Origin of the sequence: Lactococcus sp. FSL W8-0209 (genome assembly GCF_038006585.1) — a bacterium.
GTDB lineage: Bacteria > Bacillota > Bacilli > Lactobacillales > Streptococcaceae > Lactococcus > Lactococcus lactis.
Genome location: NZ_JBBOVN010000001.1, coordinates 362,055 through 385,947 on the forward strand (window position 1 = coordinate 362,055; position 23,893 = coordinate 385,947).

Below are 23,893 nucleotides of genomic sequence, written 5' to 3' on the forward strand. Positions count from 1 at the left end.
TTGACTTAGTCAAGCTCTTTTAAATTACTTTCTTTAATAATATAATTGGGACGTTTTTTTGTTTCCAGGAATATTTTAGCGATATATTTACCAATAATTCCAAGAGAGAGAAGTTGTAAGCCGCCCAAAAGTAAAATCAAAACAATCAAAGTTGGAAAACCTTGAACAGGGTCACCAAAAATCAGCGTTTTAAGAAGATAAAAAATACTGAGTAAAAGTGAGGCTAAAAAACTAAAAAAACCAACAAATGTCGCAATATTGAGCGGCATTTCCGAAAAATTTATAATCCCATCAATAGAATAACGGAGAAGTTGACTAAAAGACCAAGAAGTTTGACCAGCACTTCGTTCGTGATTTTCGTATTCTAAATAAGTTACATCATAACCGACCCAAGAAAAAAGTCCTTTTGAAAAACGATTATTTTCTCTGAGTGTCAAAATACTATCCACAACTTGACGAGTCATAAGCCGAAAATCTCTGGCTCCGTCTACAATAGGTGTAGTCGATACTTTATTAATAATCTTATAAAAAAGTCGAGAGAAAAATGAAATCAGTGGAGATTCACCAGAACGTGAAATTCTGCGAGCACCAACACTATCATAGCCTTCTTGAAGTTTCTGATACATAGAAACAATTAGTTCAGGTGGATCTTGTAAATCAACATCCATTACTGTAACAAGTGGCTCTGTAGTAGCTTCTAAGCCAGCAAGTAAAGCTGCTTCTTTACCAAAATTTCTTGAGAAACTAATGTAGTTAATATTGTCAACTTGACTCGCTAATTTTTTTATAAGAGGAAGCGTGTGGTCACTAGAACCGTCGTTTACAAAGTAAAAAACCTTTTTTAGCTCAAGTTTTTCTGTTTTGTCATTTACCTCTTTAATAAAGAGCTCAATCGTTTCTTCTTCGTTATAAACGGGGACAACAATCGCTAATTCTTCCATTTTTTTCCTTTATTGTTTTTTTATCTTATCTTATCTTAGTACCTATTTATGATAATAGCTAAAGAGTCCTGTGATGTCAAGCTTCCTTTTGATGTTATTAAAATGAAGAAATGCCCAAAGAGAGCTGATTAAAATTGAACTTTTTGTGCTATACTGTCAGTAAAGAGATTATCATAGGAGTGAAATATAAAGATTATGAAAATAGTAATTCAACGTGTAAAGTCAGCTTCTGTCAGTATTGATGGAGTCATTAAGGAAAAAATTAATCAAGGCTTTTTATTGTTGGTTGGGGTTGAAGATGCTGACAGCAATTTTGATTTGGATTATGCAGTACGTAAAATCGCGCAAATGCGAATTTTTTCAGATGAAGCTGATAAAATGAATCTCTCCGTTCAAGATATTCAAGGAGAGATTTTATCAATTTCTCAGTTTACTTTGTATGCGGAAACTAAAAAAGGGAATCGTCCGAGCTTTTCTGCAGCAGGAAAACCTGATTTTGCTAAAGCAATGTATGAAAAATTTAATGATAGCTTAGCTCAGATTGTGCCGGTTAAAGCAGGAGTTTTTGGGGCAGATATGCAAGTTGAATTGATAAATGATGGTCCTGTCACTATTATTTTAGATACGAAAGAAGCTAGAAAAAATGCCTAAAAGACTGCAAAAAAGTAGCGTAAAAAAGCGGGTTTCTGTTCGCTCTGTCAGTAAAATAAAAACTTATCAGGCCTCAGAAAAGCCTGACCAAATTGGTGAAATCTGGCAAAATAATATTATTCAATCCCTTGATGAAGATTATTTAAAGGAACAGGCAAGAAAACAACAAAGTCAAAACCTGACTGAACGTCAGAAACGAAAAATTGAGGAAATGCAAAGCAATCCGGAGATGATTCAAGCGCGTGAAGAACTTAAAGAAGAGTTTCTCAATACGCATCCACAATATGCCAAGATGACGAGTGAAGAATTGCAAGAATCAATGACTCATCATGCTTTAGAAGATGAAAAGCTTAGAAAACAAAAGCTCCGTCATCACATTGAAGCATTTGCTGACGGAATTATTGCGGTTATCATTACAATTATGCTCCTTGAAATTCCTGTCCCTTCTGGTAATCAAGGTTATTGGGAGTTCATCAGTTCAGTTGGAATCTTCTTAGTTAGTTTTGTTGTTACAGCTAATTTTTGGTTCAATCGTCACAAGATTTTTGCTCTGACAGAGGAAATTACGGAAAAAATCATTGTTCAAGATTTTATCTTTATTGGTTTGCTTTCACTAATTCCGCTGTTGACCAAATGGATTATGGTTGCTCCAACATCATTTAGTGCCCTGAATTTTGGTCTGGTTTTGATTGTGATTTTACTTCAGCAGGAGCTTTTAAGTTATTCAATTACTAAAGATCATTTTCATAAAATGCCTAAATCATTTAAATTCTGGCGTCGTGTTTGGTTAATCAGGCTATTTTCAACTATTCTAATGAATGTTGTCATCATGATTATTGCCATTATTTTTCCATTTTATGGACATTGGCTCTTTGTTATTGTTCCTATTTTTAACTTTTTGTTCCGCATGGTTAATGACCGCAATCAGGAGGAAGAAGTTTATGCTGCTACACGTTCTATCGGTGTTCCTTATTTGAAAGAAGGTTAATAATGACTGTAAAAAATATTATTTTTGATTTAGGTGGTGTAATTTTAGACTTAGGTTTTGAACGAATGGTCAACTCCTTTGAGAACTTAGGAATAAAAGATTTTTCTGCTTATTTTAATCCGCAAAAGCAAGTCGATTTTTTTGAGGAATTAGAATTAGGCCTTATTTCTCCCGAAATTTTTTATGACAAGTTTAGAGAAGCAACAAATAGCCAACTGACAGATGAAATAATTGAAGAAAATTGGAATTTAATTCTAAAAGATTTCCAAAAAGAACGAATGGATTTACTGACAGAGCTGTCAGCAGATTTTTCACTCTATCTTTTTTCAAATACGAATGCTATTCACGCTAAGTGTTTTGAGCAACGTTGTATTGAAGAAATGGGTCAGCCTCTATCAACTTATTTTAGAAAAACCTATTATTCACATGATTTGCATTTAAGAAAGCCAACAGTTGAAAGTTTTCAAGAGGTTCTTCGTCAGTCAAATTTAAAGGCTGATGAAACTTTATTTGTTGATGACAATGCGGATAATATCTTGGGGGCGCAAGCAGCAGGTTTGAAAACGTATCATCTAAAGGCACCAAAAGTACTGACAGAACTCAATTTTCAAGAAATAATTTACTGACAAGTCTGTCAGTAATTTTTTTTGGAAAAAATATTTTTATACTGCATAAAGTTAGTTCTTGACAATTGTCAGACAATTCGGTAAAATACAGTTTATTGAAATTATTTAGTTACAAATTCAGAAAAATGAGGATTTATTATGGGATTTATGAGAAAAGCTGATTTTGAGCTTTATCGAGATGCAGATAAACACTATAATCAGGTGTTAACCACACGTGATTTTCTTGCACTAGGTGTTGGAACAATTATTTCGACTTCTATTTTTACTTTACCAGGTCAGGTCGCTGCTCAATTTGCAGGCCCAGGTGTTGTTTTTTCTTACCTGCTTGCTGCATTGGTCGCTGGTTTTGTTGCCTTGGCTTATGCTGAAATGTCAACAGTGATGCCATTTGCGGGTTCAGCCTATTCTTGGATTTCAGTCTTATTTGGCGAAGGTTTTGGTTGGATTGCTGGTTGGGCTTTGCTTGCGGAATATTTTATTGCCGTTGCCTTTGTTGGTTCAGGCTTCTCAGCAAATCTGCAACAATTGCTAGCGCCACTCGGTTTCCATCTACCAAAAGTATTGGCCAATCCATTTGGTACAGACGGTGGAGTTGTCGATATTATTTCACTTTTAGTCATTTTACTCTCGGCAATTATTGTCTTTCGTGGGGCATCTGATGCTGGACGAATCAGTCAAATTCTTGTTGTGCTTAAAGTAGCAGCTGTTATTGCTTTCATTATCGTTGGGATTACGGTCATTAAGCCAGCAAATTACCATCCATTTATTCCACCACACAATCCCAAAACAGGTTTTGGTGGCTTCTCGGGAATCTGGTCTGGGGTGTCAATGATTTTCTTGGCCTATATCGGTTTTGATTCAATTGCAGCCAATTCAGCGGAAGCTAAAAACCCCCAAAAAACAATGCCACGTGGAATTATTGGGTCGCTTCTGATTGCTGTTGTTCTATTTGCAGCAGTAACCTTGGTACTTGTAGGGATGCATCCTTACTCAGCCTATGCAGGAAATGCAGCGCCAGTTGGTTGGGCTCTTCAACAATCAGGTTATTCTGTTTTATCAGAAGTTGTAACAGCTATTGCACTTGCCGGAATGTTTATCGCTCTTTTGGGAATGGTTCTTGCAGGTTCACGTTTGCTTTATGCTTTTGGACGCGATGGACTTTTACCTAAAGGTTTGGGTAAAATGAATGCTCGAAATCTTCCAGCAAATGGTGTGTGGACCTTAGCCGTTGTTGCTATTGTCATCGGGGCATTCTTCCCCTTTGCTTTCCTTGCTCAACTTATTTCAGCAGGAACTTTGATTGCTTTCATGTTTGTTACACTTGGAATCTATTCACTTCGTCGTCGTCAAGGAAAAGATTTGCCAGAAGCAACTTACAAAATGCCTTTCTACCCAGTTTTACCAGCTCTTGGTTTTATTGGTTCACTATTTGTATTTTGGGGATTGGATGTGCAAGCAAAACTTTATTCAGGAATTTGGTTCCTTATTGGAATTTTGATTTATTTTGCTTATGGAAATCGTCGAAGCAGAAAATCAGAAGAAAAATAAAAAGATATTATAAAAAATGGGCTCAAAATCTTTTGGAACCATTTTTTTGTCATCATTTTGGAGCGGACAAAAATTGCTAAAATTACTAAAATAAGTTAAAATAGGGAAGTTATCAGCAACTATGATATGAGGAGTAAATTATCCAAAAATGAAAGAATATGAAAAACAACATCGAATCTTTTATGTCTTTTTACGCAATCTTGTCGCTTTTTTACTTTTGATTTTGAATGGAAAAAGTAAATACTACAATGTTGACCGAATTCCTAAAGATGAAAATTATATATTAGTCGCCCCTCACCGAATGGCTTGGGAGCCAGTTTGGTTTGCTTTTGCAACTCGTCCTAAACAATTTATTTTCATGGCGAAAAAAGAATTGTTTAAAGGATTTGGAGGTTGGTGGATTAAAATGTGTGGTGCCTTTCCAGTTGACCGCGAAAATCCAGGAACTAAGCCTTTAAAACATGCGGTTAAAATGCTTAAAGAATCAGATAAATCAATGATTATGTTTCCATCAGGAAGTCGTCATAGTGCAGAGATGAAAGGTGGCGTTGCGGTCATTGCTAAAATGGCAAAAGTCCGAATTGTACCTGCCGTCTATCAAGGGCCTTTGACGATGAAAGGTGTTTTCAAGCGCCAAAAAGTTTCAATAAATATTGGACATCCAATTGATATTTCAGATATTAAAAAAATGGATGAAGCAGGCATTGCCGAAGTTAACCGTCGAATGGAAGTTGCTTTTGCAGAGCTTGATAGAGAATTGAACCCAGATTTTCATTATGAAGCAAAATAAAAAAACCTAGCAAATTGATTTGCTAGGTTTTTTTTTTGACTTATTCTGAATCAAAAAGTCCTGCTTCTGTCAGATTGAAATCAGACAGAAAGTTCAAAATAATTGATTTTTCTTGTTCATTATATTTATCGAAAATTTGTCCAAGTTTAATACCCATGATTTTATGCATTTTATCGTGAATGGTCGCTACTTTTCGACCTTTGACTGTCAGGTGATAGAAAATTTTCTTTTTATCACTTTCAGATTGATAAGTAGTTAAAAACTGATATTTGATTAAATTTTGGACAGCACGAGTCACTCCGCCGCGAGTGACGGATAATTTTGTGGCTAATTCAATACCGGTTAAATCTTCTTTGGTCAAAGCTGACAAAATGTGAAGGGCAACAACTGACAAAGTCAAAACTTCTTTTTCTAATTTATCATTATCTAATTGAGCTAAAATCCAGCTTCTTTCCTGAGAACGATTGTCAGTTGCATGTCGTAACTCACGCAATTCTTTTGAAATTTGTTGGTTTAGGTCTGCTGAGGTCATCTTATCCATGCTTACATTATACAATAAAAGGGAATTAGAAGTCTTTCCCAAATTTTTCTGCACTGGTAAATGCTTTTTCTTTTAATTCATCCGCACGTTCTGGGTAGCGAGCATATCCTTCTACGAAAAGTTGTTGACGGTTCTCGTCAGTAATTCCTACCATTTTCATTGTTTGGTCAATATAAGCAGCACCTAAATCGTTAGCCATATGTGTTGGGTCTTGTTCATTATGATAAAATCCTCCAGCTGATTGAATGTGAAGCGATTTTTTTCCTTCAAGTAAGCCAATCGGACCATTTTCAGTATAACGGAAAAGTTTTCTAGGCACAGCAATAACATCAATATATTGTTTCAATTCAGCAGTGACAAAGCCGTTGTACATCGGGTTGACGAAAACATATTTGTCAGCTGATAGAAATTCTTCTAAATATTCTTCGTGTCGATGTAGTAAATTTTTATCATCAGTACTCAGTGTATCAGGAGCATATTTATTACGTTTCCAAGCAGCAAAAGTTTCATTATCAAGAGCTGGGACCTTTTCTGAAAATAAATCACGGATGATTATTTTATCTAAAGGATGAGACTCTTGATAAGATTTTTTGAATTCTTCTACTGTAGCAAGAGACCAGCTAAAGTCGTCAGTATGTGGGTGAGCTAAAATTATAAGTAAAGTTGTCATTTTTTTATCCTTCTTTCTTTTTGTTGATAAGCAACATTATAAACTTAATTTTGTTGCTTGTCAACATGAAAACGAATTAAATTCGAATTATTTGTGGTATTTCAGTTTGTAAAAGCTATGTAAAAGTGTTACAATTAATGGTAATATCCACTTATTTTGTGAAAGAGAAATTATGCCGAATATTATTAGAAAACTTGTCGAAAACGACAAAAAAGAGCTCAAAAAACTCAATAGAATGGCGCTTCAAGTTGAAAGTTTCGCTGATGAAATGGAACATTTGACTGATGAGCAATTGAAAGCCAAAACTCCCGAATTAAAAGCACGTATTGCAAAAGGAGAAAGTCTTGATGATCTTCTCTATGAAGCATTTGCTGTCTGTCGTGAAGCGGCCCGCCGTGTGCTTGGGTTGTACCCTTTCCACGTTCAAATTATGGGTGGGATTGTCTTACATAATGGTGACGTTCCCGAAATGCGTACTGGTGAAGGTAAAACTTTAACTGCGACAATGCCAGTTTATCTTAACGCTTTGTCAGGTAAAGGCGTTCACGTTGTTACTGTCAATGAATATTTGGCAACACGTGATATGACTGAAATGGGTGAACTTTACAGCTGGCTTGGATTGACTGTTGGTTTGAACTTGAATTCAAAATCACCAGAAGAAAAACGTGAAGCTTACAACTGTGACATCACTTATTCAACATCAGCTGAGCTTGGCTTTGATTATCTTCGTGATAACATGGTGACACGTGCCGAAGATATGGTTCAAAAGCCATTGAACTATGCACTTGTCGATGAAGTTGACTCAATCTTGGTCGATGAAGCCAGAACACCTTTGATTATTTCTGGACAAGCTGAAAGTTCATCAGCACTTTACTATCGTGCTGACCAATTCACTAAGACATTAAAAGGTCAAAACTTGAATGTTGCTACTTCTGAATATGAAGAAGGCGACGATTACAAGATTGATTTACAATCAAAAACAATTTCCTTAACTGAAGAAGGAATTGATAAGGCCGAAAAATTCTTCCAAATCGAAAATCTTTATGATATGGAAAATGTTGCCTTAACTCACTTTGTAGATAATGCTTTACGTGCCAACTTTATCATGCTTCACGACATCGACTATATGGTTGATGAAAACCAAGAAGTTTTGATTATTGACCAATTTACTGGACGTACGATGCCTGGACGTCGCTATTCTGATGGTCTTCATCAAGCAATTGAAGCTAAAGAAGCTGTGCCGATTCAAGACGAATCAAAAACAATGGCTTCAATTACGATTCAAAACTACTTCCGGATGTATAAAAAACTGTCAGGGATGACAGGTACTGCTAAAACCGAAGAAGAAGAATTCCGTGAGATTTATAACATTCAAATCACACCAATTCCAACAAACCGTCCTGTTCAACGTTTAGACCATCCAGATTTACTTTACCCAACTTTGGAAGCTAAATTTAAAGCAGTTATTGATGATATTAAACGTCGTCATGCTGAAGGTCAACCAATATTGATTGGTACTGTTGCTGTCGAAACTTCCGAATTGATTTCTAAGAAATTGGTTGAAGCAAAAATTCCTCACGAAGTTTTGAATGCGAAAAATCACTTCCGTGAAGCACAAATCATCATGAATGCGGGTCAACAAGGAGCAGTAACGATTGCGACCAACATGGCCGGTCGTGGGACTGATATCAAGCTTGGGCCTGGTGTAATTGATCATGCAGACCCTGAATTCCGAGGTCTTGCTGTTATTGGTACTGAGCGTCATGAATCTCGTCGTATTGATAATCAATTACGTGGTCGTTCTGGACGTCAAGGTGACCCAGGGGTTTCACAATTCTATCTTTCTCTTGAAGATGAATTAATGAAACGTTTTGGTTCGGAACGTGTTTCAGCTTTCCTAGATAGAATGCGTATTTCTGGTGAAGATGCTGTCATCAAATCTGGCTTGATTACTCGTCAGATTGAAAGTTCACAAAAACGTGTCGAAGGAAATAACTACGATTCTCGTAAACAAGTCTTGCAATATGATGATGTCATCCGTGAGCAACGTGAAGTTATTTATGCGCAACGTCAGGAAGTTATCTTGGCTACAGAAGATATGACTCCTGTTTTGATGGGCATGTTCAAGCGAACAATTGATCGTCAAGTGGATGGTCATGAACTTGCAGGAAGTCTTAAAGATGAAGAAAATGTCAAAAATCTCTTGCAAACATTACACAATACAATGTTGCCAGAAGATGGCATTGAATTGTCTGAACTGACAGGCTTGTCAGTACAAGCAATGAAAGATTTGATTTTTGATAAAGTCAAAGCTCGTTATGCTTCACAAATGGAAAAATTATCTGACCCAGAACGTCAGTTGGAATTCCAACGTGCAGTTATCTTACGAGTTGTTGATAATAACTGGTCAGAACACATTGATGCGCTTGACCAAATGCGTCAATCAGTAGGACTTCGTGGTTATGCCCAAAATAACCCTATTGTTGAATATCAAGAAGAATCATATAAAATGTACAATAATATGATTGGTGCGATTGAATTTGAAGTGACTCGTTTGATGATGAAAGCTCAAATTCAACCACAAACGGCAATCCGTCAGGAAGCGCCAAGAATGACAACCACAGCTTCACAAGAAAATATTACAAATGTTGATACTGAACATTCTGTCAGTGAAGAAATTTCATTTGAAAATGTTGGACGTAACGACCTTTGTCCTTGTGGTTCTGGTAAGAAGTTTAAAAATTGTCACGGACGTACACATATTGCCTAAAAGGCCAATTAATTTACTGACAGCTCTGTCAGTAAATTTTTTTATCACTAATGGACGCAAATAAGTATAGAATTAAATAAATTTTTGATACAATAGATAAAATAACAAAGCGAAATACGAGGAATTGGAATGAGTTTTAAAGAAATAAGTCCTAAGATAAATATTGATGCGATTAAGATGTTGGGACATCTCAACAGTGAGCAACAAGAAAAAAAATTGCAACGAGATAAAGAACTTGAAGCAATTATAAAAGGTGAAGATGACCGTTTACTCTTGATTATTGGGCCATGTTCGTCAGACAATGAAGAAGCAGTTTTAGAATATGCTCGCCGTTTAGCTAAACTTCAAGAAGCAGTTAAAGATAAAATTTTTATGGTCATGCGTGTCTATACTGCAAAACCCCGTACAAATGGCGATGGCTATAAAGGATTGATTCACGAACCAGATGCTGATGGTCATACCGATTTAATCAATGGAATCAAAATGGTTCGTGACTTACATTACAAGGTCATCACTGAAACTGGTTTGACAACTGCTGATGAAATGCTTTACCCAGAAAATCTTCCAATGGTAGATGATTTGGTCAGCTACCATGCAATTGGTGCACGTTCTGTTGAAAATCAACAACACCGTTTTGTTGCATCTGGGATTGATGTGCCAACTGGTTTGAAAAATCCAACATCAGGAAATTTGAAAGTGATGTTTAATGGAATTTACGCCGCTCAACAATCACAAGATTTCCTCTTTGGTCGTGCAGAAGTTCAAACATCAGGAAATCCTTTAGCACATGCGATTTTGCGTGGTGGACAAGATGAAAATGGAAAATATCATCCAAACTACTACACTGATAACTTGCTTGATACAATTGAAATTTATGAAAAAATGGGCTTGAAAAATCCTTTTATTGTCATTGATACAAACCATGATAACTCTGGTAAGAAATTTATGGAACAAATCCGTATTGTTCGTCAAACCTTAGTTAATCGTGACTGGGATGATAAAATTCGCCAAAATGTTCGTGGCTTCATGATTGAATCTTACCTAGAAGATGGTCGCCAAGATAAACCAGAAGTATTTGGTAAATCAATTACTGACCCATGTTTAGGTTGGGATAAAACAGAAGCACTTGTTCAAGAAATTTACGAAGCTGAAAACAAAAATAACTAAAAATAAAAGCTGTCAGAACTGACAGCTTTTTTTCAGCTCATTTTCTTCAGGAAAATAATATAAAAAATACTTATTTGATGATAAAAGAAATCAAAGTCTAGCAACCATTCAAAAGCAGCCATGAAAAAAATAATGAAAAATTAACAGCAGATATTGCAAACCCTTTCGTTTTGTGGTACAATTTCAAGAGTGATAGATATTTTAGATATCGTCAATAAAAATGAAAAAACATCTAAGGAGAACCATAAAAATGGCATCTAAAGAATTCCACATCGTTGCAGAAACTGGTATCCATGCACGTCCAGCTACATTGCTTGTGCAAACAGCTTCAAAATTCACATCAGAAATCACTTTGGAATACAAAGGTAAATCAGTAAACCTTAAATCAATCATGGGTGTTATGTCACTCGGTGTTGGTCAAGGCGCTGACGTTACTATTTCAGCTGAAGGTGCAGATGCTGACGATGCAATCTCAACAATCGCTGAAACAATGACTAAAGAAGGACTCGCAGAATAATCATGACAACTATGCTTAAAGGTATCGCCGCATCATCAGGTGTAGCAGTAGCTAAGGCATACTTGCTTGTCCAACCAGATTTGTCTTTCGAAACAAAGACAATTGCTGATACAGCTAATGAAGAAGCTCGCCTTGATGCAGCACTTGCTACATCTCAAAGCGAGCTTCAACTTATTAAGGACAAAGCAGTAACAACCCTTGGTGAAGAAGCAGCATCTGTATTTGACGCTCATATGATGGTCCTCGCTGACCCAGATATGACTGCTCAAATTAAAGCAGTAATCAACGACAAAAAAGTTAACGCTGAATCAGCCCTCAAAGAAGTAACTGATATGTTTATCGGTATCTTTGAAGGAATGACTGATAATGCTTATATGCAAGAACGTGCAGCTGACATTAAAGACGTTACAAAACGTGTTTTGGCTCACCTTCTTGGTGTTAAATTGCCAAGTCCAGCGCTTATCGATGAAGAAGTAATCATCGTAGCAGAAGACTTGACACCATCTGATACAGCCCAATTGGACAAGAAATTCGTTAAAGCCTTTGTTACTAACATTGGTGGACGTACTTCTCACTCTGCAATTATGGCTCGTACTTTGGAAATTCCTGCTGTTCTTGGAACAAATAATATTACTGAACTTGTTTCTGAAGGTCAACTTTTGGCTGTTTCAGGATTGACTGGTGAAGTAATTCTTGATCCATCTACTGAACAACAAAGCGAATTCCGCAAAGCTGGTGAAGCTTATGCTGCTCAAAAAGCAGAATGGGCTGCTCTTAAAGACGCTGAAACTGTTACAGCTGACGGACGTCATTATGAGCTTGCTGCTAATATCGGAACACCTAAAGACGTTGAAGGTGTTAACGATAACGGTGCTGAAGCAATTGGTCTTTATCGTACAGAATTCTTGTACATGGATGCACAAGATTTCCCTACAGAAGATGACCAATACGAAGCATATAAAGCTGTACTTGAAGGAATGAACGGTAAACCAGTTGTTGTCCGTACAATGGACATCGGTGGTGACAAAACATTGCCTTACTTTGACCTTCCTAAAGAAATGAACCCATTCCTCGGATGGCGTGCACTTCGTATCAGCCTTTCAACAGCTGGTGACGGAATGTTCCGTACACAATTGCGTGCACTTTTGCGTGCTTCTGTACACGGACAACTTCGTATCATGTTCCCAATGGTTGCTCTCGTAACTGAGTTCCGTGCAGCTAAGAAGATTTATGACGAAGAAAAAGCAAAATTGATTGCTGAAGGTGTTCCAGTTGCAGATGGTATCGAAGTAGGTATCATGATTGAAATTCCAGCAGCAGCAATGCTTGCAGACCAATTTGCTAAGGAAGTTGATTTCTTCTCAATTGGTACAAACGACCTCATCCAATATACAATGGCTGCAGACCGTATGAATGAACAAGTTTCTTACCTTTACCAACCTTACAATCCATCAATCCTTCGTTTGATTAACAATGTAATCAAAGCAGCTCACGCTGAAGGTAAATGGGCTGGTATGTGTGGTGAAATGGCCGGCGACCAAACTGCTGTACCATTGCTTATGGGTATGGGGCTTGACGAATTCTCTATGTCAGCAACATCAGTACTCCAAACTCGTTCACTTATGAAACGTTTGGATTCTAAGAAAATGGAAGAATTGTCTAGCAAAGCTTTGAGCGAATGTGCAACAATGGAAGAAGTTATTGCCCTCGTTGAAGAATACACTAAATAATCTTTTCGATTGATTTGAATAAATGAATCCTGTCAGTTCTGACAGGATTTTTTGTAATCTATTTATCAACAACAAATTTACTGACAGAAAAACTTATCCACGTGGATAAGTTTTTTTGTGTTATTTTAATGTTAAAGCGCTACAATGATGATAAGTGGAGAGAAATGACAAAACTAAATTTTTTTGATTACTGGTTAGTTGGAGAGGGAGGTTACGGTCTCGTTTTGATATTCATTTTACCTGGCCAAATTAATATTAATTTCTGGCTTATTTTGACGAGTAAGCAAACTAGCGGTTCAGTTTTTAATATTATTGCCCTACCAATTTTGATGGCCTTGCCTAATCTAATTCAACGGGTGATGACCTCAACTTCTATTTATTGGACTAAACAAAAATATATTATTCTGATATTGAATTGTATTTTACTTTCAGTGACAACTTTTTGGTTGCTAACATTGCCTTTTGGGCAGTAAAAAAGTTACTGACAAAAAATCTGTCAGTAACTCATACATGCTTAAAATGGTAATCCTTTAGTGAATTTTCCAAGTTTTTGTTCAGTAACTTTTTCGATTTGGCTTAGCGCATCGTTAACAGCGTCAGCAACCATATCTTGTAAAGTTTCAGGATCTTCAGGGTCAATCACATCAGGTTTGATGTCGAGAGATTTCAAAGTGCGGTCACCGGAAAATTCAACGGTTACAAGGTCTTGAGCAGATTTACCAACAAAAGTTGTATTGGCAATTTCTTCTTGTGAAACTTGCATTTGTTTTTGAAGTTTTTGTGCTTGTTTCATCATTGATTGCATATTCATCATGGAAATATTACCTCTTTTAGAAATTTTGTTGAAAGCCTTTCAACACTTCTCTATTTTACCATAAAAAAAGATAATAAAAAAATAGGAAAATAAAGGAGAGACAAATGAAACTTATGTAAAGTCACTTTTTATTTACTGACAGAAGTAGAAAGGGTTGAGGAGCGTTCTGTCAGTAAAAAATGAGACAAAAAAACTCAGCCTTAGCTGAGTTTTATTAGTGCGGTGGGCGGGACTTGAACCCGCACCAAGAAAATTCCCGACAGGATCCTTAATCCTGCGCGTCTGCCAATTCCGCCACCACCGCGAAAACAGTACCTAAATATAATACCATTTTCATTGTTCTCTGTCAAGAATTAACTCGTAATTTACTGACAAGATTCATAGTAAATTATGGATTATAAGCTTTCATAAATTTTGAAATTGTTTGACGATAAAGTTCAGGGTTTGTTTCAAATGATTTGGCGTGAGCAGCCCCTTTGATAACCAATAATTCTTTTGGCGTTCCTTTTTTGACAGCTTTATAATTTTCGTAAACCATCGAAGTAGGGACGTAAGTATCATTACTTCCATGAATCAATAGAATAGGAAGTTTATCTTTTGTCAGTGCTTTTGTAGCACTAGCCTCTTGGAAAAACCAACCTTGTCGCAATTTACTTTCAAGAGAAACACTATAAACGAGTGGGAAAGGTGGAATATTATAACTTTCTTTTGCTTGATAAGTAATTTCATCCCAAGCGTTGGTATATCCACAATCTTCAATAATATTTTTTACTGACGAAGGCAAAGATTTTTCGCTGGAAGCCATCATTACTGTAGAAGCTCCCATGGACAGTCCATAAAGACTTATTTGACTCTCAGGATTCTTGTCAGTTAAATAGTTAGCCCAAGCAATGACATCAAATTTGTCATGATAACCAAAAGTGATGAATTTGCCTTCTGACTGACCGGCCCCACGATTATCTGGCATGAGCACATTATAACCTAATTCATGAAAAAGTTGACCATACTGGCGCATAGCCGACTTATCTTGGCGAAAACCATGTACCACGATTACTGTATTATTAGTTTTGTGCTCAGCTGGAACATACCATGCATCAAGTTTCAGACCATCATTTTTAATTGACTCAGTACTTTTTGATAATTTATCGAATTTTTGTACCAAAGAATAATTAGGACTGCTACTTTTGACCTGGCCAATCTGTTGATTATTTCGAACACAGGCAATTTGATAAAAATATAAAGTTGCTCCTAAATTAATAACTAAAAGAAGAGCAAAAAGGCCAATTATCACACGCCAGATTTGTTTTTTTCTAAATTTTTTCATAAATTTTATTATACATGAAATTCAAAATAATACCAAAAAATAATGTCTGCAATGTCATACAAACCGCTTGCTGTATGGATTGATGCCCTTTTTTGTGGTAAACTATACTAAATAGGAATTTCTTGTGAAAGAAATTTCAATGTTTTTAAAAAGTGAGGAGTAAAAAGGAAAGTATGAAAAAAGTATTGCTGTCATTTCTAACCATTATGACAATTTTGATGATTGGTGGAGTTAAAGTCTCTGCTGATTCAACACAATCTGAAATTTATCGCTTATACAATAAGAACACTGGCGAGCATTTTTATACCAGTAGTGCTTTTGAGCGTGATTCTGTCAGTAAATCAGGCTGGTCTTACGAAGGAGTGGGTTGGGTTTCTCCTAAAAAATCTGCAACTCCAATTTACCGAGTATTCAATCCCAATGCTCGTAGTGGAGACCACTATTATACTAAAAGTAATTATGAAGCTACTCAACTCGTAAAAAAAGGCTGGAAATGGGATAATAATGCTCAACCTGTCTTCTATTCTGGTGGGAATATTCCAGTATACGTTGCTTTTAATCCAAATGCAAGCTCTGGTTCACATAACTTTACTAAAAATTCAAATGAACAAAATAGTCTTCTTAAATCTGGTTGGGAATATGGAGCGGTCGCTTGGACTTCGGAAACCTGGATAACTCCCAAACCACAACCATCTTGGAAACCGGGTGTTTCTCGCTTCTATACTATTCCAGGCATTGCTCATACCGTTTTTGGTGATAACATCATGGAAGAAGCAGATGTAAATAAACTAGGACCAGTAACTTTAAAAGTAGATGCTGATTTAGACCTAACTGGTTCAGGACGAGGTTATCATGGAAAACTTATGATTGGTGACATGGGTGGAGACAACGTCTCTTTTGGAATTCAGTATGATGCTAAAAGTGGTTTGGATGATGGGCAATGGTCTGGTAAAGGGCTGTATCTATCAGAAAATGTTGCAGACGGAGGAGTGCATGAAGGAGGGAATGCTTTGTATGTCGCTTATGGTTCTGCACCAATTGGTAAAACAGTACATCTCAGCTTAGCTTACTATCAAAGTCGTCAACTTGTCGCTTTCTTTGCAAATGGGGTGTTGATGGGAAGTCAAAAAGTAAACTTTAAGGAAACAAAATCAACAACTAATGCGATATTAAATAGTGATCGAACTGGTCTGACAGAAACCAATGCTCTTTATATGCTCAGTGCCCAAGGAGCGACTGCTTTTGGTGGAGACTCTATTAACGCGGCCTTTACTAACATTACAACTGAAGGAGCACCTTTGGGTTATGAAAATTGGATAGACAGCCCGGGAAATGGTGCGCTTAATTGGTGGAATATCCTAGCCAAGGATTATTCAAGTATTCATCAATCAAATGGTATAGCAGGAAGTCAAATGATACCAACACAAGCACGTGTGACTGTAAAAGGGACTTCTAGCTTGCCAGCAGGTTACGATTGGGATTCATTCCCAGGAGCTAAACAAACCACAGGAGGAATTCAAATTCCAGCGGGAATACCTATTCGTTAAAAATAAATTTAGCTTTTTTAATAAAAGTGTGATAGAATGAAGAAAATAGAATAAATACTCCACCGGGAGTTAAATCGTATGAACGATTGTTTACATTTCAGTAGGTCTGAGAAGAAATGTAGATGGTCGTTCTTTTTTTAGCTGAGGAGGCAAAAATGACTTGGATTTATTTACTTATAGCGGGAACATTTGAAGTGGCTTGGGCAACAACAATGAAGTTGAGCCACGGCTTTTCAAATTTGAAGTTTACACTACTGACAATCATCGGAATGATTGCTAGCTTTGGTTTTCTTGCACTAGCTCTAAAAAAATTACCTTTAGGGATTGCTTATCCAATTTGGACGGGGATTGGAGCCGTTGGCTCAATCTTAATCGGACTTATTCTATTCAAAGATAAAGTCCCACCATTAACTTGGCTTTTCATTGCCTGTTTAGTCGTGGGTATTATTGGAATAAAAGTAACAAGCGGTCACTAAAGATGATACAGTCTTTTAATTTTTTAGTATATAGATTTCATGATATAATAAGAGAATTGGTAAAAAATAAAAGAAATAGCAATAGAATAATCTATTTGCTATTTTTAATGAGGAGGAAAAAATGAAAAACAAAAAAAGCATGATGAATTTAGCAATTTCTAATCTGTTTTTAGTATTTTTGGGTGCAGGTTTAGTTATTCCTGTTTTGCCAACCCTTAAAGAACAAATGCACTTTTCAGGAACAACAATGGGAATGATGATTTCTATTTTTGCAATTGCTCAATTGGTTGCTTCACCAGTCGCTGGTGCTTTATCTGATAAAATTGGGCGCAAAAAACTCATTGCCATTGGAATGATTATTTTTTCTTTTTCTGAACTTTTATTTGGTTTAGCACAAGCGAAAACAGGCTTTTATATTTCGCGAGCGCTAGGGGGTGTCGCAGCTGCGATGCTCATGCCTTCAGTTACTGCTTACGTGGCTGATATGACCACAATTGCTGAACGTCCTAAAGCGATGGGACTTGTTTCAGCAGCAATCAGTGGTGGCTTTATTATTGGTCCTGGAGTGGGTGGTTTTATTGCCCATTTTGGAATACGTGTTCCTTTTTATGTTGCAGCAATTTTAGCTTTCCTTGGTTTTATTTTAACAATCACAATTTTAAGAGAACCAGAGCGCACAATTGAAAGTCATCAAGAAATCGAAAAAGTTTCATTTCTTGATATTCTCAAAAATCCATTATTTGGTTCACTCTTTATTATAATTTTGATTTCATCATTTGGTTTACAGGCCTTTGAGTCAATTTATAGTATCATGGCAAGCATTAACTTTGGTTTTAGTATGAGTGAAATTGCTTTGGTAATTACAGTGAGTGGAATTTTAGCCCTCTTTTTCCAACTTTTCTTATTTGATGCAATCGTCAATAAAATTGGTGAACTTGGCTTGATTCAATTAACTTTCTTTGCCAGTGCAATTTTCATTGCTGTTATTGCCTTTACAAAATCAAATTTAGTCGTTGCTCTTTCTACATTTGTTGTTTTTCTAGCCTTTGATTTATTTAGGCCGGCTGTAACAACCTATCTTTCAAAGCATGCGGGCAATCGCCAAGGGGCAATCAATGGCTTGAACTCAGCCTTTACGAGTTTTGGAAATATTTTAGGGCCAATGGCCGCGGGTTATATGTTTGACCTTAACCATTTATTTCCATATTATATCTCTGCGATTATTCTACTGGGAACCGGATTTTTATCACTATTCTTAAACAGAAAAAATTTCAGTAAAATCTAAATATAATTTTTTTATTCAAAAAGCCTACACTAATCTGTAGGTTTTTTGTATTTATGTATTAATAATAATTAAAAAAGTATTAAATTTCGTAAATATTAAAGTGGATGAAGTATTACAAAACATAGTATTAAGGTTTGTCTAGAAATAACAGTAATTTGTTGATTTTTAACAATATATGAACTATACTAGAAGCAAAGAAATGGATAAAAAAATTTCTATTTTGTCTATTAAGAAATACGGATTCTTAAGTATCTAAGAAAATGAGAAAAGTTTAATATGAAGTTATCAATTGTAGTTCCGGTGTATAACGAAGAAGAAAGCATCGAAATATTCATAAAGGAAGTGGAAGAAAAAACCAAAAGTTTACCATTAGAAAAAATTTTTTATTTTGTAAATGACGGTTCAACTGATAAGACATTAAAAATAATAAAAAAGCTAGCCGAAAAGAGAGCTGATATACAATATATCAGCTTTTCGAGAAATTTTGGTAAAGAAGCCGCTCTATTAGCAGGTTTAGAAGTAGCGGTTGGTGACTTTGTTACGATTATGGATGTAGACTTACAAGACCCGCCAGAAATGCTTCCAGAAATGTTTGAAAAGTTGCAAGAAGGATATGATGTTGTGGGGACAAGACGAACAAGTCGAACCGGAGAACCTCCTATTCGCTCTTTCTTTGCAAAGCTTTTCTATAAAATAATAAATAAAATTTCTAAACCACAAATAGTCGATGGTGCGCGTGATTATCGATTGATGACTCGACAAGTGGTAGATAGCATCTTAAAGCTTCAGGAAAGTAATCGATTTTCCAAAGGTTTGTTTTCTTGGGTGGGTTATGAAGTTACTTATTTAGAATATGAGAATAGAGAACGGAGTAGAGGACAAACTTCATGGTCTTTTTGGAGTTTATTACGGTATTCTGTTGATGGTTTCGTTAATTTTTCCGAGTTACCATTAAATATAGCGACATTTGTTGGTATTCTTTGTTTTTTTATATCAATCATTCTGAGTCTTTTTTATACAGTAAAAACACTTGTTTGGGGCGATAGTGTGCAAGGATTCCCAACGCTTGTTATCTTAGTTCTAATGTTGGGAGGATTGCAACTTTTAGCCTCTGGAATCATCGGAAAATATCTAGCTAAAACGTTTATTGAAGTAAAAAAACGTCCTAATTATATCATCAAAGAAAGTAATATAAAGTCCGAAGATGAACCATTGAACAATCAGAAAGGTAAAAGGTTAGTAATGTGATAAAAAAAGAAAAATTTCCCTTTCTGCTCATAGTCCTTTTTTACATTTTATTTTTTATAACAAATCAAGTTGACTGGCTGGGTGGAGATGCCTTGTGGTTCTCTAAAGTTAATTCTTCGCCACTTACTTTTGCTATAGACAGATATGAGACTTGGTCCTCTCGATTTTGGATTGAGGGAGCAGTGCTTCTATCAAGTAAAAATCTGTTGATTTTTTTCATCCTAACAATTGTTTTTATCTTTCTGTTATTTTATTCGATAAGTCAACTTATTTCTTTTAATAAATTTATAAGTAATTTAGTGCTTGTTTTAGTTTTTATAATACTATTTCCAATGGTCTCTCTTAAATCTGCAGGACTAATTGCTACAATTGTGAATTACGTCTGGCCTAGTGCCTTATTTGCATACTGGTTAATGATTGACCGTCAGAGAAATTCAGAAGAGAAAATTGCGATTTATAAGATTGTTATCGCCACTCTTTCTCTAATACTATCAGTATTTAATGAAGGATTGGCAATTGTACTTTTTCTCTATCTTATCATTCAAGTTGTTATTGAGAAAAAAGAATTTTTGAACCCATATCGGATAGTTTGTCTTCTCGTTTCTTTATTGAGTATTTTAAATGTCTTGCTATGCCCGGGAAATCAAAAAAGAGGAGCTTTAGAAATGGTCCATTGGTTTCCAACTTTTAACCATTTATCATTTTTTGATAAGTTACTAATTCAATTCAACAATATCGCTTCAAATTTGATTGTTAGTCATAACTTTATAGAGATTTTATTTCTATTGTTATTATTGAGAGCAGTTCAGAAAAGACAGATATTGTCCGTAATACTATCTGCTGTGCTTATAATGTTATCCAAAATCTCACAAAAATTAATTTCAGATCCACTTAGTGTAATTGTGCACCATTCATCGGAAAAGAAGTTTAATTATAATATAACTGGCAAGTTACTAGGACCGAGTGTTATTTTTATGATAATGCTGGCTATGATTGTCTTTGTTATTATCTTATTGGATGGTAAATCAAAGAAAAGTTTCGTAGCTATTGGTTCTTTAGCTGTCACCTTTTCGGCGGGAATGGCTATTAGTTTATCACCGACACTATTAGCGTCATCAGACCGGCCACTGTTATTTTTATATTTTGTAATAATCTTTAATTGTGCTATTTTAGCAGACGATATAATTGGATTTAATAAAAGTAAAGACAGTCTAAATCCTGTTGAGGAAATATCCAAATAAAAAAGATTCAACTTATTAATGAGTTGAATCTTTTTTATAAAAATGAATAAAAAACCTCCTGATGTAATCTTATACAGTCAGGAGGAAAAGGAGTAAGCGTATTGGTCACTGGATTTTCTATAATTTTTTCAAATAGGGTAGAAAAATCCATTTATAAAAGGAGTCAAGGGGATTTGAACCCCTGCGCCGCTTTACACGGTTCGACGGATTTCGAGTCCGCTGCATTACCACTCTGCCATGGCTCCAGTCCTTTATCTAAATTAATTATATCACAGTTGATCCTCTTCTTGAAATAATATGAAATTGCTAGAACGAAAATAAAGCGCATATTTATACAAAAATGTTGACAAATGAATAAATATGCTGTACAATTGCATTTATATTAATTTGAAAGAAGAAAAATGATGGGAAACAAAAAAATTGTCTTGGCATATTCGGGTGGATTGGATACAAGTGTTGCTGTAAAATGGTTGACTGATAAAGGATTTGACGTCATTGCTGCCTGCATGGACGTTGGCGAAGGAAAAGACTTGAATTTTATTCATGATAAGGCGCTTCAAGTAGGGGCGGTGGAATCTGTTGTTTTGGACTGCAAGGAAGAATTCGCTAAAATATTTGTTGGAGCAGCACTCAAAGGAAATTTAATGTATGAAAATAAATATCCTTTAGTATCCGCTTTGAGTCGTCCTTTGATTGCTCAAAAATTAGTAGAAGTTGCCAAAGAAAAAGGGGCAACGGCTATTGCTCATGGTTGTACAGGAAAAGGAAATGACCAAGTTCGTTTTGAAGTAGCCATCCATTCTCTTGCACCTGAGCTTGAAGTTATTGCTCCAGTTCGTGAATGGCATTGGGCTCGTGAAGAAGAGATCGAATACGCCAATCAAAATGGTGTTCCTATTCCTGCTGATTTAGATAATCCCTACTCAATTGATATGAATTTATGGGGACGTGCGATTGAAGCTGGTGTTCTTGAAAATCCTTGGAATACTTGTCCAGAGGATGCTTTCTTTATGACTAATTCTGTGGAGGACGCTCCAAACGAAGCTGATTTTATTGAGGTTGAATTTAAAGAAGGATTACCAATCACTTTAAATGGAAAAAGCTTAGAATTGCATGAAATTATCAAAGAAGTGAATATTATTGCAGGTAAACATGGAATTGGTCGGATTGACCATATTGAAAATCGACTGGTTGGGATTAAATCACGTGAATTTTATGAATGTCCTGCTGCCATTACTTTATTAAAAGCACATAAAGATTTGGAAGACTTAACTTTCGTTCGAGAACTTGCACATTTTAAACCAGTTCTTGAAAATGAATTGGCAAACTTGATTTACAATGGTTTGTGGTTCAATCCTGCTACTAAGGCTTTGGTTGCTTATCTTGATGAAACTCAAAAAGTAGTTAACGGGATTGTAAAAATTAAATTATATAAAGGTTTAGCAACACCAGTGGGACGTAAATCAACTAATTCGCTTTACAGCGAAAAATTAGCAACATATACTGCTGCAGATGAGTTTGACCAAGCAGCGGCAGTTGGATTTATTAAATTGTGGGGTCTACCTACTCAAGTCAATGCTCAAGTAAATCTCAAATAATAGCTATAGGAAAATTTGGAAAGTAAGAGAATGGTAGAAAAACTTTGGGGAGGACGTTTTGAGGCGTCACTAGATAAACAAACGGAAGAATTTGGAGCATCAATTAAATTTGAGCAACGACTTGCTCCTTTTGATTTAAAAGGCTCATTAGCTCATGTAAAGATGTTGGGTGAAACAGGAATTATTACTACCGAGGAATCCCAAAAAATTGCCGAAGGTCTGAAAAAAGTAGAAGAAAAGCTTCTTAATGGCCAAATTGAATTCAAGATGGAAAATGAAGATATTCATATGAATATGGAATCTTATCTTCATCAAGAAATTGGTCCACTAGCTGGTAAATTGCATACGGCTCGCTCTAGAAATGATCAAGTGGCAACAGATATGCATTTATACCTCAAAAGTATCTTAGAGGCCGTTTTAGAAGCTTTAAAAGGGTTAAGAGAAACAATTGTAAAGCTCGCTGTAAACCAAATTGACACTATTATGCCTGGTTATACTCATTTGCAACATGCACAACCGATTTCCTTTGGTCAACATCTAATGGCTTATTATCAAATGCTGACACGTGATTTTGAACGTTTTGAATTTAATGTTAAGCATACAGATATGAATCCTTTAGGAGCAGCAGCTCTAGCTGGGACAACGTTTCCGATTGATAGAATGTTGACGACAAAATTACTTGGTTTTGAGAAGGCTTATGATAATTCAATGGATGCGGTCAGTGACCGTGACTTTATTTTAGAATTTCTATCAAATGCAAGTTTGTTAATGATGCACTTATCAAGGTTTTGTGAGGAGCTTTTACTATGGTCTAGTCATGAATTCAAATTTGTCAGTCTGTCTGATGCATATTCTACGGGTTCTTCTATTATGCCACAGAAAAAGAATCCAGATATGGCAGAATTAATCAGAGGAAAAACAGGCCGCGTTTATGGAAATCTTACAGCTTTATTGACTGTGATGAAAGGTTTACCTTTAGCTTATAACAAAGATTTGCAAGAAGATAAAGAAGGAATGTTTGATAGTGCTGATACTATAATAACTTCTTTAACAGTTATGAATGGGATGTTGTCAACTTTAACTGTAAACCGTGTAAACATGGAAAAATCAACTGAACAAGATTTTTCTAATGCGACAGAGTTGGCCGATTACCTTGCAGCAAAAGGCCTTCCTTTTAGAAAAGCTCATGAATTAGTTGGTCTCTTAGTATTAGATTGTATAAAAAAAGGAATTTACCTCCAAGATGTAAATTTACAAGATTATCAAATGCTATCTCCATTAATCAATGAAGATGTTTATGAAATTTTAAAATCAAGAACGGCAGTTTCAAGAAGAAATTCTCTAGGTGGTACAGGATTTGAATCGGTTAAAAAACAAATAGAAGAAGCAAAAAAAGAACTTCAAATTTGAAGTTCTTTTTT

Annotated in this window: 22 protein-coding genes and 2 tRNA genes; 17 read left to right on the forward strand and 7 right to left on the reverse strand. The window is 35.7% G+C overall.

Features of this window, described 5'->3' with window-relative positions; translation table 11 throughout:
- Positions 1 to 5 precede the first annotated feature (5 nt).
- Positions 6 to 941, reverse strand: coding sequence for a glycosyltransferase family 2 protein (locus MKX45_RS01830; RefSeq protein ID WP_015425640.1), 936 nt, complete (start codon positions 939 to 941; stop codon positions 6 to 8).
- 195 nt (positions 942 to 1,136) lie between these two features.
- Here MKX45_RS01830 and dtd point away from each other — a divergent pair, with 195 nt between their 5' ends.
- The 5 genes from dtd to MKX45_RS01855 all read left to right on the forward strand — a co-directional run bounded on the left by dtd (position 1,137) and on the right by MKX45_RS01855 (position 5,544).
- On the forward strand, positions 1,137 to 1,592 hold the full coding sequence (gene dtd, locus MKX45_RS01835) for a D-aminoacyl-tRNA deacylase (protein WP_033900261.1): 456 nt from the start codon (positions 1,137 to 1,139) through the stop codon (positions 1,590 to 1,592).
- The gene (locus MKX45_RS01840) at positions 1,585 to 2,580 is read left to right on the forward strand and encodes a TMEM175 family protein (protein ID WP_015425641.1); all 996 of its coding nucleotides are present in this window, start codon (positions 1,585 to 1,587) and stop codon (positions 2,578 to 2,580) included. Before dtd ends, MKX45_RS01840 begins: the two co-directional genes overlap by 8 nt.
- Positions 2,581 to 2,582: 2 nt before the next feature.
- Entirely contained in the window at positions 2,583 to 3,206 is a 624-nt protein-coding gene (locus MKX45_RS01845) for an HAD family hydrolase (protein ID WP_057719825.1), read from the forward strand.
- A 138-nt stretch (positions 3,207 to 3,344) separates the two neighbouring features.
- Complete coding sequence (locus MKX45_RS01850; protein ID WP_057719824.1) at positions 3,345 to 4,754, forward strand: APC family permease; 1,410 nt, start codon at positions 3,345 to 3,347, stop codon at positions 4,752 to 4,754.
- Positions 4,755 to 4,929: 175 nt separating this feature from the next.
- Complete coding sequence (locus MKX45_RS01855; RefSeq protein ID WP_282575031.1) at positions 4,930 to 5,544, forward strand: lysophospholipid acyltransferase family protein; 615 nt, start codon at positions 4,930 to 4,932, stop codon at positions 5,542 to 5,544.
- A 40-nt stretch (positions 5,545 to 5,584) separates the two neighbouring features.
- On the opposite strand, the gene MKX45_RS01860 is transcribed toward MKX45_RS01855, so the two are convergent.
- Both MKX45_RS01860 and MKX45_RS01865 read right to left on the reverse strand, forming a co-directional pair.
- The gene (locus MKX45_RS01860) at positions 5,585 to 6,076 is read right to left on the reverse strand and encodes a MarR family transcriptional regulator (RefSeq protein ID WP_057719937.1); all 492 of its coding nucleotides are present in this window, start codon (positions 6,074 to 6,076) and stop codon (positions 5,585 to 5,587) included.
- 34 nt (positions 6,077 to 6,110) lie between these two features.
- The gene (locus MKX45_RS01865) at positions 6,111 to 6,755 is read right to left on the reverse strand and encodes an NAD(P)H-dependent oxidoreductase (RefSeq protein WP_057719822.1); all 645 of its coding nucleotides are present in this window, start codon (positions 6,753 to 6,755) and stop codon (positions 6,111 to 6,113) included.
- A gap of 172 nt (positions 6,756 to 6,927) precedes the next feature.
- Between MKX45_RS01865 and secA the strand changes: the two genes are divergently transcribed.
- From secA to MKX45_RS01890, 5 genes are all read left to right on the forward strand, one after another.
- Entirely contained in the window at positions 6,928 to 9,525 is a 2,598-nt protein-coding gene (gene secA / locus MKX45_RS01870; protein ID WP_015425646.1) for a preprotein translocase subunit SecA, read from the forward strand.
- 129 nt (positions 9,526 to 9,654) lie between these two features.
- Positions 9,655 to 10,692, forward strand: coding sequence for a 3-deoxy-7-phosphoheptulonate synthase (locus MKX45_RS01875; RefSeq protein WP_003132289.1), 1,038 nt, complete (start codon positions 9,655 to 9,657; stop codon positions 10,690 to 10,692).
- Between the two features lie 250 nt (positions 10,693 to 10,942).
- The gene (locus tag MKX45_RS01880) at positions 10,943 to 11,209 is read left to right on the forward strand and encodes a phosphocarrier protein HPr (RefSeq protein ID WP_003132292.1); all 267 of its coding nucleotides are present in this window, start codon (positions 10,943 to 10,945) and stop codon (positions 11,207 to 11,209) included.
- 2 nt (positions 11,210 to 11,211) lie between these two features.
- On the forward strand, positions 11,212 to 12,939 hold the full coding sequence (gene ptsP, locus MKX45_RS01885) for a phosphoenolpyruvate--protein phosphotransferase (protein WP_057719821.1): 1,728 nt from the start codon (positions 11,212 to 11,214) through the stop codon (positions 12,937 to 12,939).
- A 164-nt stretch (positions 12,940 to 13,103) separates the two neighbouring features.
- A complete protein-coding gene (locus tag MKX45_RS01890; protein WP_057719820.1) occupies positions 13,104 to 13,412 on the forward strand; it encodes a hypothetical protein in 309 nt (102 codons plus the stop codon).
- 41 nt (positions 13,413 to 13,453) lie between these two features.
- Here the strand turns inward: MKX45_RS01890 and MKX45_RS01895 are convergent, their stop codons facing one another.
- The 3 genes from MKX45_RS01895 to MKX45_RS01905 form a co-directional block, all read right to left on the reverse strand.
- On the reverse strand, positions 13,454 to 13,753 hold the full coding sequence (locus MKX45_RS01895) for a YbaB/EbfC family nucleoid-associated protein (RefSeq protein WP_057719819.1): 300 nt from the start codon (positions 13,751 to 13,753) through the stop codon (positions 13,454 to 13,456).
- Positions 13,754 to 13,971: 218 nt separating this feature from the next.
- Positions 13,972 to 14,057, reverse strand: a tRNA-Leu gene (locus MKX45_RS01900).
- 84 nt (positions 14,058 to 14,141) lie between these two features.
- Entirely contained in the window at positions 14,142 to 15,077 is a 936-nt protein-coding gene (locus tag MKX45_RS01905; RefSeq protein ID WP_010905132.1) for an alpha/beta hydrolase, read from the reverse strand.
- 173 nt (positions 15,078 to 15,250) lie between these two features.
- On the opposite strand from MKX45_RS01905, the gene MKX45_RS01910 reads away from it, so the two are divergent.
- The 5 genes from MKX45_RS01910 (at position 15,251) to MKX45_RS01930 (ending at position 20,874) form a co-directional block, all read left to right on the forward strand.
- Complete coding sequence (locus tag MKX45_RS01910; RefSeq protein WP_340816741.1) at positions 15,251 to 16,624, forward strand: hypothetical protein; 1,374 nt, start codon at positions 15,251 to 15,253, stop codon at positions 16,622 to 16,624.
- 155 nt (positions 16,625 to 16,779) lie between these two features.
- Positions 16,780 to 17,100: a SugE family quaternary ammonium compound efflux SMR transporter gene (locus MKX45_RS01915; RefSeq protein WP_021723289.1), complete on the forward strand. Its 321-nt coding sequence runs from the start codon at positions 16,780 to 16,782 to the stop codon at positions 17,098 to 17,100.
- Positions 17,101 to 17,221: 121 nt separating this feature from the next.
- Entirely contained in the window at positions 17,222 to 18,385 is a 1,164-nt protein-coding gene (locus MKX45_RS01920) for an MFS transporter (RefSeq protein ID WP_014570341.1), read from the forward strand.
- Positions 18,386 to 18,661: 276 nt separating this feature from the next.
- A complete protein-coding gene (locus MKX45_RS01925) occupies positions 18,662 to 19,633 on the forward strand; it encodes a glycosyltransferase family 2 protein (RefSeq protein ID WP_128267446.1) in 972 nt (323 codons plus the stop codon).
- A complete protein-coding gene (locus MKX45_RS01930) occupies positions 19,630 to 20,874 on the forward strand; it encodes a hypothetical protein (RefSeq protein WP_057719817.1) in 1,245 nt (414 codons plus the stop codon). Before MKX45_RS01925 ends, MKX45_RS01930 begins: the two co-directional genes overlap by 4 nt.
- Positions 20,875 to 21,032: 158 nt before the next feature.
- On the opposite strand, the gene MKX45_RS01935 is transcribed toward MKX45_RS01930, so the two are convergent.
- Positions 21,033 to 21,119: transfer RNA gene (locus tag MKX45_RS01935), tRNA-Ser, on the reverse strand.
- 159 nt (positions 21,120 to 21,278) lie between these two features.
- Here MKX45_RS01935 and MKX45_RS01940 point away from each other — a divergent pair.
- Together MKX45_RS01940 and argH are read left to right on the forward strand one after the other, a co-directional pair.
- Complete coding sequence (locus MKX45_RS01940; protein WP_128267447.1) at positions 21,279 to 22,472, forward strand: argininosuccinate synthase; 1,194 nt, start codon at positions 21,279 to 21,281, stop codon at positions 22,470 to 22,472.
- 30 nt (positions 22,473 to 22,502) lie between these two features.
- Complete coding sequence (argH, locus tag MKX45_RS01945) at positions 22,503 to 23,882, forward strand: argininosuccinate lyase (RefSeq protein WP_057719816.1); 1,380 nt, start codon at positions 22,503 to 22,505, stop codon at positions 23,880 to 23,882.
- The last annotated feature ends 11 nt before the right edge of the window (positions 23,883 to 23,893 follow it).